Here is a 17,408-nt window from a genome sequence, read left to right as displayed (position 1 = left end):
TGCCCCTATTGGGGCAGGGCATAGGCGATCACGTCGTCGCCCCGCTTGGTGCCGAGCGAGCCGTGGCCGCCGGCAACGACCAGAAGATACTGGCGTCCGTCGGCCCCGGTGTAGGTCATCGGCGTTGCCTGGCCACCGGCCGGCAGCCGGTCCTTCCAGATTTCAGCACCGGTCGTCAGGTCGTAGGCACGGATATAATAGTCGATCGTGCCGGACAGGAATGCGACGCCGCCTGCCGTTATCATCGGCCCGCCAAGGCTTGGCACGCCCAGCCGCAGGGGCAGCGGAACGGGCGAAACATCGCGGACCGTGCCGTTCTTGTGCTGCCAGATCACCTTGCCGGTGCGCAGGTCGGCCGCCGCGACATAGCCCCAGGGAGGCGACTGGCAGGGAATGCCGATCTGCGACAGGAACGGGCCCATCTGAACCGCGAAGGGGCCGCCGAAATTCTCGTTCAGCGCCGGCAGCGCACCCGCAGGCGGCTGCGCGTTGACGACCAGGGACGTATCGTCCTGGCGGCGGAACAGTTGCGAGGTGAAGGCCAGATAGGCGGGCGTCGCGAAGACCACCTGCCGCACCGGATCCACCGCGACGCTGCCCCAGTTGAACACGCCGAAATTGCCCGGATAGACCAGTGTCCCCTGCTCGGAAGGCGGCGTGAAGCGGCCTTCATAGCGCAGATTGTGGAAGGCGATGCGGCACAGGAGCTGGTCGAAGGGCGTTGCGCCCCACATGTCCTTTTCGGTCAGCGGCGGCGGATCGAAGGACATGGCCGAGACCGGCTGCGTCGGCGCGGTGAAGTCGCCCTCGGCGGCACCCTGCGGTGCCGGGCGCTCCGTCACCGGCAGGATCGGCTCGCCGGTGCGCCGGTCGAGCACGAAGATCTCGCCCTGCTTGGTGGGCTGCACGAGGGCCGGCACAAGGGCGCCGTCCACCGCGATGTCCACGAGGGTCGGCTGCGAGGGAACGTCATAATCCCACAGGTCGTGATGCACGGTCTGGAACACCCAGCGTACCGCGCCGGTGGCGACGTCGAGCGCCACGACGGAGGACGAGTATCGCTCTACCGTTTCGCTGCGATTGCCGCCCCACTGGTCTGGCGGCTGGTTGCCCAGCGGCACGTAGACGAGGCCGAGGTCTTCGTCGAGGCTGGAGATCGACCAGCTATTGGGCGAGTTCGGCGTATAGGTCTGGCCCGGCGCCAGCGGCGCGGTGTCGTCCGGGTTGCCGCTGTCCCAGTTCCAGAGAAGCTCGCCGCTTGCGATGTCGAAGGCGCGGATGACGCCGGAAGGCTCCGTCGTCGACACGTTGTCGAGGACGGTGCCGCCGACAATGATGCTGTCACCCGCCACGATGACCGGCGAAGTGGAGTAATAGGAGCCCGGATTGACGTTCGGCATGTTGCGCCACAGGTCGATCTGCCCGTCGCCGCCGCCGAAGTTGGAGCAGACCGAGCCGTCCTCGGGATTGACGGCAATGACCCGGCCATCCGCCGTCGGCATGAACAGCTTGGCATCGCAGGCCGAGGCGGGGGCTTGCCCGTCTATCGCCACCGGCAGGTCCGGCAGGGGCCGCTCGGCCGTCGCGCCGTCGACCGGCGCGCGCACGGCGCCCGATTCCGCGGCCGCACCCTGCGGGTGAAGCGTCTGAACGGCCTCGGTCGGCAGGGGCGTCTGTCCCGGCTGCGCGGCCGCCGCGTCGGCCGGCGTACCGGACGGCGGCTGATAGGACAGGCCACGGCACGTCAGATGCTGCAGCGCCAGCTCGCCGCGGATCTGCGGATCGTAACGCCAGATTTCGTCACCCGTGGTGGCGTTCAGCGCGATGACGGATTGATGCGGCGTGCAGAGATACAGCCTTTCACCGATCTTCAAAGGCGTTACCTGGAAGGTGGTTTCCTCCGGGTCGCCCGGTTGGCTGATGTCGCCTGTCTTGTAATGCCAGGCCACCGCCAGGTCCGAGACGTTTTCCGGGGTGATGTCGGTCAGCGGGGAATAGCGCTGTCCCTGCTTGGTGCGGCCATAGGAATGCCATTCGCCCGGCGGAACGCCAAGGTCGTCCGGGGCCTGCGCCACCGCCCCGCCCACTTCGCCGACCACGCTGTGCCGGTCGGTGAACCAGGAAGCGAGCGCCGCAACCAGTGCAACGCCAAGCGACAGGCTGAGCGCCAGCCCATTGCCGCGAAACGCCGAGGCATGGCCGGGTACGCCGTCCAACGCCTGCGGCAGGGTCTGCAGGCCGAGGCGCCTTGTGATTGCGGGAAGCAGCAGCAGGAAGCCGAGCACCACGATCAGCCCGCCCCGGGCCGCCAGGGGCCACCAGTCCAGGCCAACCTCCCACAGCGCCCAGGCAAGCGTGCCCAGCACGATCAGGGCATAGACGGCCAGCGCGGCCGGCTGGCGGCGGTGCAGCAGGAATGCGGTCACGAGAAAGCCGATGGCGAGCACCAGATAATACCAGGATCCGCCGACTGCGATCAGCCAGATACCGCCGACAGCCAGAGCCAGGCCGAGAAGCCCGGCAATGGCGGCTGCGAACGTCGTCGTCTTGCTCGTACGGGTGGCTGCCATCGTTTTCCCCTCGAAGTCAGACTGCGGACATGTCGCACCGGCGGGGGAGGTCAAGTGCGCCCGGCGCTTCCACTGCCTGGATGGATGCTTTAGACCATGGGCCCAGATGTCCGCACAGCGAGGTTCCCGCGTGTCGCCGCAGTCCAGCACCATGCCCTTCGGCGCATTCCACCGACACGGCTTTGCGCGGGTCGGGGCGGCGACGCCGCGCGTGGCCCTGGCCGATCCCCTGGAAAATGCCCGTTCCACCCTGCAGCTCGCCCGCAGGGCGGCCGATGACGGCGCCGATCTCGTCGTCTTTCCCGAACTCGGGCTTTCCGGCTATTCGATCGACGACCTGCACATGCAGGACGGCTTGCTGAACGCCGTCGAGGACGCCGTCGCCGCGGTGGTCGAGGGCACACGAGACCTGTCACCCGTGCTTCTGGTGGGCGCACCGCTGCGTCGCAAGGGCCGCCTCTATAATTGCGCGGTGGCGATCTCGCGCGGGCGTATTCTGGGCGTCGTGCCGAAATCCTATCTCCCCAATTACCGGGAGTATTACGAGAAGCGCTGGTTTGCGCCCGGCATCGGCCTTGCCGGACTGACGGTCGAGCTGGCCGGGCAGGACGTGCCCTTCGGGCCGGACCTTCTCTTCGCCGCCACCGATCTGGCCGACTTCGTCTTCCATGTGGAAATCTGCGAGGATTACTGGGCGCCGACGCCGCCCTCCACCGCCGGCGCGCTTGCCGGTGCGAACGTTCTTTGCAACCTGTCCGCTTCCAACATCACGGTGGGCAAGTCCGCGGAGCGGCATCTTCTGGCGGCATCGCAGTCCATGCGCTGCATGGCGGCCTATGTCTATGCGGCGGCGGGCGCCGGCGAAAGCACCAACGATGTGGCCTGGGACGGGCAGGGCATGGTGCATGAACTGGGCGAGCTCCTGGCGGAATCGGAGCGGTTCTCCCTGGAGGCGAGCCTCGTGCTGGCCGATGTCGATCTTGCCCGCATCCGCCAGGAACGCCTGCGAAACGGCACGTTCAACGATGCAGTCCGCGCAGCCGAAGATCCGGAGCTTGACTTCCGGCGCGTCGCATTTGCCCACGCGCCGCACGGGCGGCCAATGCCGCTCAAGCGGGCCATCCGCCGCTTTCCCTTCGTTCCCAACCGGCCGGAGCAGCTCGACCAGGATTGCTACGAGGCCTTCAATATCCAGGTGCACGGGCTGATCCGGCGTTTCGAATCGACGCCCGGCGACACCATGGTGATCGGCGTTTCGGGTGGGCTGGATTCCACCCATGCACTGATCGTCGCGGCCAAGGCCTGCGACCGTCTGGGCCTCCCCCGCGAGCGTATCCTGGGCTTCACCATGCCGGGTTTTGCAACGGGCGAATCCACCAAGGCCAATGCGTGGCGGCTGATGCGGGCGCTTGGCGTGAACGGCGAAGAAATCGACATCCGCCCTGCGGCGCGGCAGATGCTGGCGGACATGGACCACCCGTTCGCTGCCGGCGAGCCGGCCTATGACGTGACGTTCGAGAACGTACAGGCGGGCCTGCGGACGGATTATCTGTTCCGCCTCGCCAACCAGCGCCGCGGCTTCGTGATCGGCACCGGCGACCTGTCGGAAATCGCGCTCGGGTGGAGCACCTATGGCGTCGGCGACCAGATGAGCCACTACGCCGTCAATCCCGGCGTACCCAAGACGTTGATCCAGCATCTGATCCGCTGGTGCATCGCCAGCGGCCAGTTCGACGCGGAAGCCGATGCCGTACTGGCGGACATTCTCGATACCGAGATTTCGCCCGAACTGGTGCCGGCCGATGCGGCCGGGCGCATGCAGAGCACGGAAGACCGGATCGGCCCCTACGCGCTGCACGATTTCTTCCTGTATCACATCATGCGCGGCGGGCAGGCGCCGTCCAAGGTGGCGTTCCTGGCGCTCGAGGCATGGGGCGATGCACAGGCCGGCCGATGGCCCGCCAATTTCCCGGACGAAGCGCGGCGCGCCTACGATCTGCAGACCATCGCCCGGTGGCTCGAAAGTTTCCTGTTCCGCTTTTTCCAGACCAGCCAGTTCAAGCGGACGGCGATGCCGAACGGACCGAAAGTGTCGTCCAGCGGCGCGCTGTCACCGCGCGGGGACTGGCGCGCCCCGTCCGATGCAAAGGCAACGGCCTTCATTGCCGAGTTGCGTGCGGCGCTCGATCAGGCCGGCTGAGCGCCGGGGGCGCCGGGGGCGCCGTGTGGGCCGCCATTGCGCAGGCTGGCGAAACTTGCGCGCAGATCGCCGAGGCGATGGTCCATTTCGTGTTTCTGCTCGGGCGTCAGGGCCAGATAGAAAACATGGACGCGCGCCTCGATCGGGGCGATGCCCGGATGCTTCATCTGTAGAAGGTCGGAACTGCGTGCGTAATCTTCGTGCGTCTTCTGGAACAGAAGCGCGATAAGCCCGACGCACAGGGGAAACCAGGCATCGAAACGGCTGCCATGCGAGGCGAGGCAGGCGATGGCCGCGCCGGTCATGAACAGCGACAGGACGATGTAGACCGAGAATTGCTGCACGATCAGCGCGATCTGCATGCGCGTCGGATCGCGCTCGCGCAGCCGCGCGGCAAGATCGGCACCCTTGGATATCTCGCGGTTCGCCTTGATCCAGGCGAAGGACGACACGGTGCGCGCCAGCGTCTTGACGGCAAGCGATACGAGCGCTGCGCCGACAAGCGCTCCGATGATATTGAGGATCAGGGTCGTCAGTGGCGATTCGATGAGGGAACTCAGCCCACCGGCAGCTTGCGACATGTCTTCAGCCTGTATTCCACGCGTCCCTGTGGTTGCATGAACCGCGCAATCGGGATCATTTCAAGGCAAGGTGGTCAGCGCTCGTTCGACTTCCATGCTCCCAGAAGGCGCGGCAGGTCTCCGAAGCGTGCTATGCCGCCGAAAACGGCGACGGCGATCAGCACGAAGAACACCGTCACGCTGGCCATGACCGGCGTGTAACCGTAGCGCAGCGCATTGAAGATCTTGATCGGGATCGTCTCCAGCGTGAAACCGACGGTCATGTAGGCGACGATGTATTCGTTGAGCGACAGGACGAAGGCGAAGGCGAAGCCCGAGATCAGGTACGGCGCGATCATCGGCAGCACGATGGTCGAGAGGACGGTGCGCTCGTTTGCCCCCATGGATCGGGACGCCTCCACCATCTCCTTGTCGATCGTCGCAAAGCCCAGCGTCAGCGTGACGAGCGGCAGCGAGGTGAAGAAGATCGCGTGGCTGATCACCACCGTGAAGTGCTGGCCGTAGAAGCCGGCCGTGATCCAGAAGGACAGGGCGCCGAGCGCCGTGATGACGGGCGGCAGCACGAAGGGCGAAACACCCAGCAATTGAATGAGGCGGCCAAAGCGGGTCGTGCGACGCCATAGGGCGTAGGCGATGGGAAGCGCGATCAGCACGCTCAACGCCGCAGCCAGTGCCGCAACGGTGACGGAGGCCGTCAGCGCGGCACGCCAGCCGGCGTCGGTGAAGATTTCGCCATACCAGCGCAGCGACAGGCCCTGCGGGGGAAAGGTCAGCGTGCGCTTTTCGTTCAGCGATACGCCGGCGATGACGACAAGCGGCGCCGCCATGAACAGGCCGACGGCGATGAACAGCAGGCGGTTGGCGAGGCCCTTCATTGGGCCACCCCGCGTCCGCGCCCGATGGCTGCCGTCAGAGAGACGAGGGCGATGCTGGTGATGACGAGGAAGACGGCCATCGCCGCCGCGAAGGGCATGTTGGACTGGTAGATGGCCTGGTCGGTGATGAAGACCGACAATGTCCAGTGCTGTGGCCGCCCCAGAAGCTGCGGCAGCAGATAGCTGCCCAGCGCGAAGACGAAGATGAGGATGAACGTGGCGACGATGGCGGGCCGCAGGGCTGGAAGCACGACCGTCAGGAAGGCTCGCGTCGGGGTGGCGCCCATGGTCTGCGCCGATTCGGCCAGCGATGGGTCGAGCCGCGAGAAGGCGGGATAGAGAACCAGCACCGCATAGGGAAACGCCTGATACGTCATGCCGAGCAGCACCGCGACGAAACCGGGCGAGTAGGCCGTGGGCGTCTCGGTAAGGCCCAGGAACACGAACAGGTTCGAGATGCCGGCCGTCCGCGACAGGAGCGTCGACCAGGCGAAGCCGATGATGACTTCGGACAGCGACAGCACGGCCAGAAGTGCAACGAGCCAGGGCACCTGCTGCCGGCGTGGAAGGCGCGTCAGCGCCCGCGTGAAGGGAACGCCGATGGCGATGCACAGGGCGGCGACAAGGGCGGAGAGGCCCAGCGAAAAGGCGAGGATGCGTCCGAAGAACAGGGTGAAGAAACGCTGATAATGTTCCAGCGTCAGGCTTGGCTCGTAAAAGCCGCCCTGGGCACGTTCGAACAGCGAGACGGAGATCATCGTGGCGAAGGGCACGATGAAGAAGGCGATCAGCATCGCCGCCGGGAAAATCAGCGGCAGGTTGTCGCGCAGCGGTCCGCTGCCGGCAGCGCTTGCCCGCATCAGGCGCCTGCCGCTGCGAAGAAGGTCGGGCTGTCCGGCCTCACGCCCAGCGACACCGTGTCGCCCACCGAGGGGTGAAAGCCGGCCGGGGCAAGCGCCACGATGCGTTGCCCAGCGGCCGTCAGGTGGATTTCCACGCTGGAGCCGATGTCGCGCACGAAGTCCACCGTTGCGGCTACCGGCCCCTGGCCTTCGGCGTTCAGGAGGATGTCTTCCGGCCGGATGGAGGCGGTGCCTGCCGCGCGCTGGCCGACATCGATGCCCAGCATGCGGGCGCCGCCGGGTCCGCTTTCCACGGTGACGAGGTTCGTCTGTCCGATGAAGTCGGCCACGAAGGGGGTGGCGGGGTGGCGGTAGACGTCCACCGGCGGGGCAGCCTGCTGCACCCGGCCTGCCTGCATCACCACGATGCGGTCGGCCATCGTCATCGCTTCGCGCTGGTCGTGCGTCACGACGATGGTGGTGATGCCGAGGCGCTGTTGAAGCTGCCGAAGCTCGACCTGCATCGCCTCGCGCAGCTTGGCGTCGAGTGCGGACAGCGGTTCGTCCAGCAGGAACAGGCGCGGCGAGACGGCAAGCGCGCGGGCGATGGCAACGCGCTGGCGCTGTCCGCCTGAAAGCTGCATAATGGCCCGGCCGGCGACGCCCGGCAGCCGGACGAGATCCAGAAGCTCGGCCACGCGCCGGTCCCTGTCGGCCTTGCCGACGCCACGGATGGCCAGCGGATAGGCGATGTTGTCGCCCACCGACAGATGCGGAAACAGCGCAAGAGACTGGAACACCATGCCGATATCGCGCTGGTGGACGGGAAGGCCGGTCATGTCCCGTCCATCGAAGGCGATTGTGCCCTCGCTTGGCGCCTCCAGCCCGGCGATCATCCGCAAAAGGGTCGTCTTGCCGCAGCCCGACGGGCCGAGCAGGCAGACGAAGCTGCCCGGCTCGACCGTCAGTTCCACGCCGTCGACGGCGGTCACGCTGTCGTAGCGGCGCGTCAGGTTGGAGATAACAAGGCCGCTCATCAGCTTACGATCAGTTCCGTCCACTTCTGGTTCACCCAGTCTGCCTTGTCGACATAGAGCTCGTAGCGCGGGACGATCGGGTCGATCGAGGACGAGACCGCGTTGAACTCATCGTCGGTCAGGTCCAGGAGCTCGCGCCGGATGATCGGGGCGGTGCCGATCTGCCGCGCCATCAGCGCCTGGATCGCCGGCGTGGTGGTGAAGTTCATGAATTCATGGGCCTCATCCACCTTTTCCGAGGCGCTGGAAATGGCCCAGGAGCCGGAATCCGAGATGCCGCCCTCCTTGGGGAATGTCGAGCGGACCGGGAAGCCCTCCTTGGCGGCAAGGCCGGTAACGTCGTGATAATACTGCCCCATCGGGATTTCGCCGGATTTCAGCGCCTGTTCGAACTGGGCTTCGTCGCGATACCAGAGCTGCACGTTCGGCTTCAGTTCGGCCAGCTTCTGCATGACTTCCAGGACGCCCTCATCGGTGGCGAGCTTGTCGGTGCCGCCGAAGAAGGTCTTGGCCGTCACTTCCAGCAGGAAGCTGTTGGAGGCCAGCGCCAGCAGGCCGAGCTTGCCCTCGTTCGACGGATCCCAAAGGAAGGCCCAGCTTTCAGGGGCTTGCGGGTAGGATTCCGTGTTGGAGACGAGCGTGATGTACCAAGACACGGCGCCCACCCCGGCTACCCGGTCATCCGGATAGGCGGCAACGAAGGGCGGCAGGATCTCGTTGAAGCGCTCGATCCGGGCGGTATCCACCGGCGTCCAGAGCTCCGTTGCGATGCCCTTGCGCAGCGCCGTCTGCGACATCATCGAAACGTCGGCCGGCGCCATGCCGGCGCGCGCGGCCTGCTGCAACTGTACCAGCCAGGCCTCGCCCGTCGGCTCGGCGATCGATTCCACCTCGATGCCGGTGGCTTCGGTGAATGCCGGGAAGATGTGCTCGTCGAAGGAATCCTTGAAGTATCCGCCATAGACGCCGACCTTCAGCGAGCGGTCCTGAGCGCGCACGATGGAGGGCATGGCAAGGCTGGCGGCGGCCGCCGCAGTACCCGCCATCAGGCTGCGGCGCGTCAGGGAAAAGGGCTTCGTCATCCGATGGTCTCCTTTTTGGCGGCGAGCGCCGGGGTGAAAGGCATGAGGCTCAGTATCTCGAACAGCATCTGGGCCCCGGCATGGGCCGTATTGGTGGTGGCGTCGTACTGGGGCGCCACTTCGACGACGTCGCCGCCGACGAAGTTAAGGCCCGCCAGCCCGCGCAGGATCGCCTGAACCTCACGCGTGGTGAGGCCGCCGATCTCGGGCGTGCCCGTGCCCGGCGCGAAGGCAGGGTCCAGGCTGTCGATGTCGAAGGACAGGTAGACGGGGCCGTCGCCGGCGATGGCGCGAGCCTTCTGAACGATGGCATCGGTGCCGAGCGCCTGCACCTCTTCGGCATGGATGACGCTCATGCCGGATGCGTAGGAAAACTCCCACAGATATTCCGAAGCGCCCCTGATACCGATCTGGATGGTGCGCAGGGGGTCCAGAACGCCGTCCAGAACCGCCTGCCGGAAAGGCCCGCCATGGTGGAACCGGCAATTATCGAAGGGGCCGGACGTGTCGCAATGCGCGTCGATATGGATCATGCCCACCGGCCGGTCGCGGCCGATGGCGCGCAGGATCGGCAGCGAGATCGAGTGGTCGCCGCCGACCGACAGCGGGATGACGCCGGCGGCGACGATCTTGCCGATGGTCGCCTCGATATCCTCGTGCGAGCCGGCCAGGTCGAAGCGCGAGCGGAAGGGTACGTCGCCGACATCGGCAACCGCCAGCTCGCGCGCCGGCATGGTGCGCAGGACATGATTGTACGGGCCGACGCGCTCCATCGCGCGGATGGCGCGCGGGCCGAAGCGGCAACCGTTACGGTTGGTGATGCCCAGATCCATCGGAACGCCGATCATGGCGACATCCAGCCCGGCCAGGTCGGGACTGCTCCAGTCCACCGGCCTGAACGGCACGTCCAGAAGGGTCGGCATGCCGGCATAGGGCGCCTGCCGGGTGCCGCCCGCGTCGATCACCTGCCGCGCCATCGCCGCGAAATGCGGATCGTAGATGACGCTTTCATTGTCGCCGCCGAAACGCTGCCGCAGATCGTCGAGCTTTGTGTCGTTCGCGCTCACGCCGCGTCCTCCAGTGGTCCGTCCATGCCATGTGCCGCCAGGCGTGCCGCGAAGGCGGCGATCCCGGCATCGTCGACATTGGCGAATGCGATGCGCAGATAGCCTTCCTGGCCGGGGCCGAAATAGCTTCCCGGCAAGGTCAGGAGACCAAGCCTCTGCGCCAAAAACCTCGAGACCGAGCGGGCGTCCCGGCCTGCATACGGGTGGCGCACATAGGCGAAATAGGCGCCGGCCTGCACGACGTCCCAACCTGTGGCCGCGGCCATGGCGCTGCGGAACGTGCCCGCCCTGTTGCGGATTTCGCGCGATTTGCCGGCACGCCACTCGGCGGTGCCCGCGATGCTGGGGGAAAGCGCCGCCTGGCTGGGGCGCGGCGGGCAGATCTGCATGCAGTCCAGCACCTTCTCGGCCTCTGTCAGAACGCCCGGCCCCGCGCTCATGGCTCCGAGCCGGTGGCCGGGGATGGCGTAGGATTTCGAGAACGAATAAAGCGCAATCAACGTGTCCTGCCAGTCCGGTCGGCCGAAAAGGCCGTGCGGCGCACCGCCCTCCGGTTTCAGGAAGTCGCGATAGGTCTCGTCGAGGATCAGATACAGGCCGCGACGGCGGCACAGCTCGAACAGGGCTTCGATGCGCTCCGGTGGGCAGACTGCCCCGGTCGGGTTGTTCGGTGTGACGAGGACGAGCGCCCGGCTGGAGGGCAGGATCGCGGCCTCGACGGCCTCGACCGTCGGGATGAAGCCATCCTCCGCCTGCGTTTCGACGGGGGTGGGCGTGATGCCGAGCATCGCCAGCGTCATCTGATGGTTGAAGTACCAGGGCGTCGGCAGCAGGATGGAATCGCCTGATCCGGCCACCACCATGGCGGCGGTAAAGAAGGCCTGGTTGCAACCCGCCGTAATGGCCGTGGATGCGGGCTCGATGGCAGCGCCATACAGGGCCGCGACATGCTCCGCATAGGCTGCCCGCAAGGCGGCGTTGCCGAGAATGGACCCGTATCGCGCATTGTCGGGGCGGGTCGCCGCCTCTGCGAAGCGCTCCGTGAAAAAGGCGGCCGGCGCGTAACCGGGCACCGCCTGGCTCATGTCCACGACGGGCCCATGGCTGCCATCATAGCCGGCCAGCCAACCCTGCGCCTCCGGGATTGGCGGAACCGTCACCCGCGCCACCGTGGGCGAAGGCGTTGCCGGCCCGCTGGCGGACAGACCATCCCGGGGATATGCCTGCGGCTTCATCAGAGTGTCCCTATGCTTTGTGGTTGTGCACATATACCGGGGCGCTACCGCTGAAAAGAGGATACGCGCGCGTGGACGAATTCGTGCGGGCTGGCCTTATGCCTGACTTACGATTAAAAGGGCGCAGGTCCGCGCCATTCCGCGCCGGCCGCAAAAGGTAATCGAACCTCATGACAAGTTCACAGGAAACAGCCGACAGGCTGCCCCCTGCGTCGCCGCATGCCGGCATGGGATTTCGCGAGTTCGTCGCCATCGTCGCCTCGCTTATGGCGGTCAATGCGCTTGCCATCGACGCCATGCTGCCCGCGCTGCCGCAGATCGGCGATGCGCTGTCCATCACCGACGACAATCAGCGGCAGCTTATCATCACCGCCTACCTTCTCGGTTTCGGCGTGGCGCAATTGTTCTACGGTCCGCTGTCGGACCGGTTCGGCCGGCGCGGCGTGCTGCTGTTCGGCCTTGCGGTCTACACGATCGGCGGATGCGCCGCCGCGATGGCGACCTCGCTCGACCAGATGATGGCGGCGCGGATCGTGCAGGGCATCGGCTCGGCCGCGACGCGGGTGCTGGCCGTCTCCATCGTGCGCGACTGCTATTCGGGCCGGCACATGGCACGGGTCATGTCCATCGCCTTCATCATGTTCATCGCCGTGCCGGTCATCGCGCCCAGCTTCGGGCAGGCCATCGTCGTCTTTGCACCCTGGGAATGGATATTCCTGGCGCTCGGGCTGTTCGGTTTCCTGCTGGCGGGCTGGGTCTGGCTGCGCCTGCCCGAAACGCTGCCGGCTCAGAACCGTTCGCCGATCGTCTTTTCGTCGGTCGTCGGCGCATTCCGCATCGCCGCCACCAACCGCGCCTGCCTTGGCTATACGCTTGCGGCGGCGGCGGTGCTCGGCTGCCTGTTCGGCTTCATCAATTCGGCGCAGCAGATCTTTGTCGAGGTGTTCGACACGGGGTCTTCCTTCCCGCTGTTCTTTGCCGGGATCGCCCTGTTCATGGCGGCGTCGTCCTTCACCAATTCGCGGATCGTCGAGCGGCTCGGCATGCGCATGGTGTCGCATACGGCCATCGTCGCCTTTACCGCCATCGCGTGCCTGCATGCGGCCATCGCCCTTTCAGGCCACGAGTCGCTCGTTTCCTTCCTGCTGCTGCAATCGCTGATGATGTTCTGCTTCGGCCTCGTCATGCCGAATTTCAGCGCCATGGCGATGGACCCGGTGGGCTCGGTGGCCGGTACGGCGGCATCTTTCCAGGGCTTCGTCACCACGGTCGGCGGCGCGCTTCTGGGTTTCTATATCGGGCAGCATTACGATGGCACGGCTACGCCGGTGGTTGTCGGCTATGCCGTCCTCGGCTTCGTCGCCATCCTGATCGTGCTGGCAACCGAACGCGGGCGCCTGTTCAAGGCGGTTAACCCGCCGCAGCCGTCCGCGCCTCGCTCCGCCAGAGGATGACGCGCTGCAGGACGATGAAGGCGAAGAGCAGGAAGCCGATCGCGATCTTCGTCCACCACGAGGACAGGGTTCCGTCGAAGACGATGTATGTCTGGATGAGACCCTGGATCAGCAGCCCGACAAAGGTGCCGGCCACCAGGCCGGTGCCCCCGGTGAGGAGCGTGCCGCCGATCACCACGGCGGCGATGGCATCCAGCTCCACGCCGACCGTGGCCAGCGAATAGCCGGCCGACGTATACAGCGTGTAGACGATGCCTGACAGGCCGGCCAGGAAGCCGGATAGCGCATAGATCAGGATGGTCGTGCGGGCGACGGGCACGCCCATCAGTTCCGCCGACTGGGCATTGCCGCCCAGCGCATAGACATTGGCGCCGAAGCGGGTGCGCTGCGCCAGGATGCCGCCCACCACGAACACGACAAGCATCGCCATGGCGATGGCGGTCAGCCGGCCGCCGCCGGGCAGCCGGATGTAGAAGCTGGAGATGGCCGACAGGACCGGATCCGACAGGGGAACCGAATCCGTCGAGATCAGGAAGGCGGCTCCGCGTGCCAGGAACATGCCCGCCAGCGTGACGACGAAGGGCGGCATGGTAAGGTAGTGGATGGCCGCCCCCATCACCGCGCCGAAGGCCGCCGTGACGACGAGCAGCAGCGGAAGCGCCACGAACGGGCTCAGCCCCGCCGATATGGTGACGGCCAGGAAGACGCTGGTGAAGGCGATGACCGAGCCGATCGACAGATCTATGCCGCCCGACAGGATGACGAAGGTCATGCCGACGGCCGCGATGCCGAGAAAGGCATTGTCGGTCAGGAGATTGGCGATGACGCGGCTGGACAGCATGTTCGGGTACTGGGTGACACACAGCGCATAGGCCGCAAAGAAGACGGCAAGGGTGGCCAGAAACGGCAGGATGCGCGTGGGAATCATCGTGTGGCGGCCTTCTCCTGCCGGGCATCGCGACGTCGCGGACGCAGGAATGACCCGGCCACCGCCAGCGCCGGAGACTGCACCGCAAGGATGACGACGATGATGCCGGCCTTGATGATGAGATTGAATTCGGGGGGATAGCCCGCCATCAGGATGCCGGTGTTGATGGACTGGATGATAAGCGCGCCGATCAGCGAGGCGACAATGGAGAAGCGGCCGCCCAGAAGCGAATTACCGCCGATCACCACCGCCAGGATGGCATCCAGCTCCAGCCAGAGACCGGCATTGTTGGCATCGGCCCCGCGGATGTCGGCCGCCACGATGATGCCGGCGATGGCCGCGGTCAGCCCGGACAGGGCGTATACGGCGATCAGCAGGAACCGCGTGCGGACGCCCGCCAGCGTGCTGGCCGTGCGGTTGATGCCGACCGATTCCAGCAGCAGGCCAAGCGCCGTGCGCCGGACCGTCAGACCGACGGCGAGCGCCACGAGCACGAGCGCCAGGATGGGAACCGGAATGCCGAACAGGGCGCCGGAGCCCAGATAGGCGAGGCCGGGATCGTTGAAGGTCAGGATGGCTCCCTCGGTGATGAGCTGGGCGATGCCGCGCCCCGCGACCATCAGGATCAGCGTTGCCACGATGGGCTGAATCTTCAGGACCGCGACCAGCAGCCCGTTCCAGATGCCGCACACGAGCCCAACCGCCAGCGTGGCCGCAAGCGTAGCGGGCAGCGGCGTGCCTGACAGCGTCAGGGACACTGCGGTTGCGCCGCTGATGGCCATCACCGCGCCAACCGAAAGGTCGATGCCTTTGCTGGCGATAACGAGAGTCATGCCGACGGCGAGCAGGCCGACGGGCGCGCCGCGGACCAGGATATCCACGAGGCTGCCGTAGAAGCGTCCATTCTGGAAGCTGACGTCCAGGAAGCCCGGCGACAGAAGGCTGTTGGCTGCAAGGATGATCGCCAGCGCGACAAGCTGCGGCAGAAGCCGCTTCAGGCGGGTCATGCCGTGCCTCCGTCATGCCCATGCGCTGCGATGGACGCCATGATCGATGCCGGCGAAATCTCGTCGCCGGCCAACTCCGCAACGTGGCGGCGGTCGGCCAGCACCACCACGCGCGAGGCATAGGCCACGAGCTCTTCCAGCTCCGACGAGATGACCACCAGCGCCATGCCGTCGTTGCGCAGCGTATCGATGAGGCGGATGATTTCCGCATGGGCGCCCACATCGATGCCGCGCGTCGGTTCGTCCAGGATCAGGAGGCGCGGTTCGGTCGCCAGCCAGCGCGCCAAGAGCGCCTTCTGCTGGTTGCCGCCCGACAGGAACTTGATGGGCATCTCCGGATCGGCCGGGCGGATATCGAGCACCTCGATGAAACGGTCCGCAAGGGCGGCCTGCTCGCTGCGGCGCAGGGGCCGTGCCCAGCCGCGCCGGGCCTGCAGGGCAAGAACGATATTTTCCCGTACCGAAAGATCGGCGACGATGCCCTCGGTCTTGCGCTCTTCCGGGCAGAAGCCGAATCCGGCGGCGACGGCCCGCTCGGGCGATCCGATGGAAATCTCATGCCCGTCGACGAAGGCGGTTCCGCTGTCGTGGCGGTCGGCGCCGAACAGAAGCCGCGCCGTCTCGGTGCGGCCCGACCCGAGCAGGCCAGCAACGCCCACCACTTCCCCGGCGCCGATGGCAAGGTCGAATGGTGCAACGCCGCCTTTGCGTCCGTAAGCCTCGAAGCGGAACGCCGGATCTCCGGCAGCGGCGGCGCGCGGGGCGGCGCGGCCCAGCGTCTCGCCTTCCAGCTCGCGACCCAGCATCAGGGCGATCAGCTCCATGCGCTGCAGCCCGTGGACCGGCCGGCTGCCCGCCAGCTTGCCGTTGCGCAGCACCGTGATCCGGTCGGCGATGGCGAAGACCTGGTCGAGAAAATGGGTAATGATGACGATCCCAAGCCCCTGGTCCCGCAGGGTGCGGATGACGCCGAACACCAGCTCAACCTCGCCGGGGTCGAGGCTGGCGGTTGGCTCGTCCAGCACCAGCACCTTGCCCGAAAGATCGACGGCCCGGGCGATGGCGACGATCTGGCGGATGGCCACCGAGAAGCTGTCCAGTGTCTGCTTCACGTCGATGGAAAGGCCGTACCGCTTCATCAGGCCGCGCGCATCGGCATTCATACGCCGATAGTCGACCAGGCCGAAGCGGCGCGGCTGGCGCCCGAGATACAGGTTCTCGGCCACCGTCAGGTTGGGCAGAAGGTTGACCTCCTGGTACACGGTGCCGATGCCAAGCGCCTGCGCCTCGCCGACATTGCGCGGGTCCGCCTCGACGCCGTCCACCCGGATCGTGCCGCCGTCGCGCCGGTAGGCGCCGGTGAGGATCTTGATGAGGGTGGACTTGCCGGCGCCGTTTTCACCCAGCAGGGCATGCACCTCACCGCGCGCCAGCGTAAAGTCGACGTGGTCGAGGGCGCGGACACCGAAAAAGGATTTTTCGATGCCGCGCGCCTCGAGAACGGGCGCTTCCATCAGTAGCCGAGGTTCTTCTTGGCCTCATAGACCGCCATCGGGTCGTCCTGTGCGGTATAGAGCTTGGACTCCGTCTGGATCCACTTCGGCGGGGCCGTGCCATTGTCCAGATAGGCCGAGATGGCCTCGAAGGCCGGTCCGGCCATATTGGGCGTCAGCTCCACGGTCGCGTTCGCCTCGCCATCGGCCATGGCGCGGAAGATGTCCGGCACCGCGTCGATCGACACGACCTTGATGTCGGTTCCGGGCTTCAGACCTGCTTCCTTGATGGCCTGGATGGCGCCGACGACCATGTCGTCATTATGGGCGTAGACCGCGCAGATATCCTTGCCGCCGCCTTCGGCCTTGATGAAGCTTTCCATCACTTCCTTGCCCTTGGCCCGGGTGAAGTCGCCGGTCTGGCTGCGGACGATCTGGATGTTGTCGTGTCCGGCGATTGCTTCCTCGAAGCCCTTCTTGCGGTTGATGGCGGGCGAGGAGCCGGTCGTGCCCTGCAGTTCGACGACCTTGCATTCGGTATCGCCCACATCCTTCACCAGCCATTCGCCGGCAACCTTGCCCTCGAAGACCTGGTCGGACGTGACGGCCGTGAGATAGAGGTCGTCCGGCGCATCGATCTGGCGATCCAGCAGCACGACCGGAATTTCGGCTTCCTTGGCTTCTTCCAGAACCTGATCCCACCCGGTCGCAACGACGGGCGCGATCAGGATGGCGTCGACGCCCTGTGCGATGAAGCCGCGCACCGCCTTGATCTGGTTTTCCTGCTTCTGCTGCGCGTCCGCGAATTTCAGGTCAATGCCGCGCTTTTCGGCTTCCTGGCGGGTAACCGTCGTCTCCGCCGCGCGCCACCCGGACTCCGACCCGATCTGCGAAAAGCCGACCGTCAGCGCCGATGCGGAAACGGTCCCGGCCAGAAGGGCGGCGATCAACGCGGCTCCGGCTGCGAGGGTTTTACCTTGCATGTGATTCCTCCCGATTATGGCCCGCTTGACGGGGCCCTGATAATCAAGAGTACA

14 protein-coding genes are annotated in these 17,408 nt (G+C 66.3%); 2 read left to right on the top strand and 12 right to left on the bottom strand.

What is annotated here, in order from left to right; all coding sequences use genetic code 11:
* Nucleotides 1–5 precede the first annotated feature (5 nt).
* Complete coding sequence (locus tag AUL31_RS17655) at nt 6–2,570, bottom strand: membrane-bound PQQ-dependent dehydrogenase, glucose/quinate/shikimate family (protein ID WP_060609602.1); 2,565 nt, start codon at nt 2,568–2,570, stop codon at nt 6–8.
* Nucleotides 2,571–2,721: 151 nt separating this feature from the next.
* Here AUL31_RS17655 and AUL31_RS17650 point away from each other — a divergent pair, with 151 nt between their 5' ends.
* Nucleotides 2,722–4,770 carry an NAD(+) synthase gene (locus AUL31_RS17650; RefSeq protein WP_082647006.1) on the top strand — a complete coding sequence of 683 codons (2,049 nt, stop codon included), beginning with the start codon at nt 2,722–2,724 and terminating at the stop codon, nt 4,768–4,770.
* Here the strand turns inward: AUL31_RS17650 and AUL31_RS17645 are convergent.
* The 7 genes from AUL31_RS17645 to AUL31_RS17615 all read right to left on the bottom strand — a co-directional run bounded on the left by AUL31_RS17645 (nt 4,758) and on the right by AUL31_RS17615 (nt 11,489).
* The gene (locus AUL31_RS17645; RefSeq protein ID WP_060609596.1) at nt 4,758–5,351 is read right to left on the bottom strand and encodes a hypothetical protein; all 594 of its coding nucleotides are present in this window, start codon (nt 5,349–5,351) and stop codon (nt 4,758–4,760) included. The genes AUL31_RS17650 and AUL31_RS17645 overlap by 13 nt on opposite strands.
* 74 nt (nt 5,352–5,425) lie before the next feature.
* Nucleotides 5,426–6,226, bottom strand: a complete 801-nt coding sequence (locus AUL31_RS17640) for an ABC transporter permease (RefSeq protein ID WP_060609593.1) — start codon at nt 6,224–6,226, stop codon at nt 5,426–5,428.
* Nucleotides 6,223–7,086 carry an ABC transporter permease gene (locus tag AUL31_RS17635; protein ID WP_060609590.1) on the bottom strand — a complete coding sequence of 288 codons (864 nt, stop codon included), beginning with the start codon at nt 7,084–7,086 and terminating at the stop codon, nt 6,223–6,225. The genes AUL31_RS17640 and AUL31_RS17635 overlap by 4 nt, the downstream gene beginning before the upstream one ends.
* The gene (locus AUL31_RS17630) at nt 7,086–8,105 is read right to left on the bottom strand and encodes an ABC transporter ATP-binding protein (protein WP_060609587.1); all 1,020 of its coding nucleotides are present in this window, start codon (nt 8,103–8,105) and stop codon (nt 7,086–7,088) included. Before AUL31_RS17630 ends, AUL31_RS17635 begins: the two co-directional genes overlap by 1 nt.
* A complete protein-coding gene (locus AUL31_RS17625; RefSeq protein ID WP_060609584.1) occupies nt 8,105–9,187 on the bottom strand; it encodes an ABC transporter substrate-binding protein in 1,083 nt (360 codons plus the stop codon). The genes AUL31_RS17630 and AUL31_RS17625 overlap by 1 nt, the downstream gene beginning before the upstream one ends.
* Nucleotides 9,184–10,254, bottom strand: coding sequence for an agmatinase (gene speB / locus AUL31_RS17620; RefSeq protein WP_060609581.1), 1,071 nt, complete (start codon nt 10,252–10,254; stop codon nt 9,184–9,186). The genes AUL31_RS17625 and speB overlap by 4 nt, the downstream gene beginning before the upstream one ends.
* Nucleotides 10,251–11,489, bottom strand: a complete 1,239-nt coding sequence (locus AUL31_RS17615) for an aminotransferase (RefSeq protein WP_060609578.1) — start codon at nt 11,487–11,489, stop codon at nt 10,251–10,253. The genes speB and AUL31_RS17615 overlap by 4 nt, the downstream gene beginning before the upstream one ends.
* Before the next feature lie 170 nt (nt 11,490–11,659).
* Here AUL31_RS17615 and AUL31_RS17610 point away from each other — a divergent pair, with 170 nt between their 5' ends.
* The gene (locus AUL31_RS17610) at nt 11,660–12,943 is read left to right on the top strand and encodes a multidrug effflux MFS transporter (RefSeq protein WP_200801693.1); all 1,284 of its coding nucleotides are present in this window, start codon (nt 11,660–11,662) and stop codon (nt 12,941–12,943) included.
* Here AUL31_RS17610 and yjfF read toward each other — a convergent pair.
* Genes yjfF through ytfQ form a run of 4 tightly spaced genes read right to left on the bottom strand, consistent with a single transcriptional unit; the run spans nt 12,900 to nt 17,354 of the window.
* The gene (gene yjfF, locus AUL31_RS17605; RefSeq protein WP_060609694.1) at nt 12,900–13,868 is read right to left on the bottom strand and encodes a galactofuranose ABC transporter, permease protein YjfF; all 969 of its coding nucleotides are present in this window, start codon (nt 13,866–13,868) and stop codon (nt 12,900–12,902) included. The genes AUL31_RS17610 and yjfF overlap by 44 nt on opposite strands.
* A complete protein-coding gene (locus AUL31_RS17600) occupies nt 13,868–14,878 on the bottom strand; it encodes an ABC transporter permease (protein WP_060609575.1) in 1,011 nt (336 codons plus the stop codon). Before AUL31_RS17600 ends, yjfF begins: the two co-directional genes overlap by 1 nt.
* Nucleotides 14,875–16,392, bottom strand: a complete 1,518-nt coding sequence (locus tag AUL31_RS17595) for a sugar ABC transporter ATP-binding protein (protein WP_060609573.1) — start codon at nt 16,390–16,392, stop codon at nt 14,875–14,877. The genes AUL31_RS17600 and AUL31_RS17595 overlap by 4 nt, the downstream gene beginning before the upstream one ends.
* Nucleotides 16,392–17,354: a galactofuranose ABC transporter, galactofuranose-binding protein YtfQ gene (gene ytfQ, locus AUL31_RS17590; protein ID WP_060609569.1), complete on the bottom strand. Its 963-nt coding sequence runs from the start codon at nt 17,352–17,354 to the stop codon at nt 16,392–16,394. Before ytfQ ends, AUL31_RS17595 begins: the two co-directional genes overlap by 1 nt.
* Between the last annotated feature and the right edge of the window lie 54 nt (nt 17,355–17,408).

It is taken from the genome of Aureimonas altamirensis (assembly GCF_001463885.1).
In the GTDB taxonomy this organism is placed as follows: Bacteria; Pseudomonadota; Alphaproteobacteria; order Rhizobiales; family Rhizobiaceae; genus Aureimonas; species Aureimonas altamirensis.
This window is presented reverse-complemented; position numbering and strand designations above follow the sequence as displayed.

Bases quoted from the DNA above. Each gene is read 5' to 3' on its own strand.
- ytfQ (WP_060609569.1), bottom strand. From the start codon at position 17,354: ATGCAAGGTAAAACCCTCGCAGCCGGAGCCGCGTTGATCGCCGCCCTT.
- AUL31_RS17645 (WP_060609596.1), bottom strand. From the start codon at position 5,351: ATGTCGCAAGCTGCCGGTGGGCTGAGTTCCCTCATCGAATCGCCACTG.
- AUL31_RS17625 (WP_060609584.1), bottom strand. From the start codon at position 9,187: ATGACGAAGCCCTTTTCCCTGACGCGCCGCAGCCTGATGGCGGGTACT.
- AUL31_RS17630 (WP_060609587.1), bottom strand. From the start codon at position 8,105: ATGAGCGGCCTTGTTATCTCCAACCTGACGCGCCGCTACGACAGCGTG.
- AUL31_RS17600 (WP_060609575.1), bottom strand. From the start codon at position 14,878: ATGACCCGCCTGAAGCGGCTTCTGCCGCAGCTTGTCGCGCTGGCGATC.
- AUL31_RS17595 (WP_060609573.1), bottom strand. From the start codon at position 16,392: ATGGAAGCGCCCGTTCTCGAGGCGCGCGGCATCGAAAAATCCTTTTTC.
- AUL31_RS17640 (WP_060609593.1), bottom strand. From the start codon at position 6,226: ATGAAGGGCCTCGCCAACCGCCTGCTGTTCATCGCCGTCGGCCTGTTC.
- AUL31_RS17635 (WP_060609590.1), bottom strand. From the start codon at position 7,086: ATGCGGGCAAGCGCTGCCGGCAGCGGACCGCTGCGCGACAACCTGCCG.
- AUL31_RS17655 (WP_060609602.1), bottom strand. From the start codon at position 2,570: ATGGCAGCCACCCGTACGAGCAAGACGACGACGTTCGCAGCCGCCATT.
- AUL31_RS17615 (WP_060609578.1), bottom strand. From the start codon at position 11,489: ATGAAGCCGCAGGCATATCCCCGGGATGGTCTGTCCGCCAGCGGGCCG.
- AUL31_RS17650 (WP_082647006.1), top strand. From the start codon at position 2,722: ATGCCCTTCGGCGCATTCCACCGACACGGCTTTGCGCGGGTCGGGGCG.
- AUL31_RS17610 (WP_200801693.1), top strand. From the start codon at position 11,660: ATGACAAGTTCACAGGAAACAGCCGACAGGCTGCCCCCTGCGTCGCCG.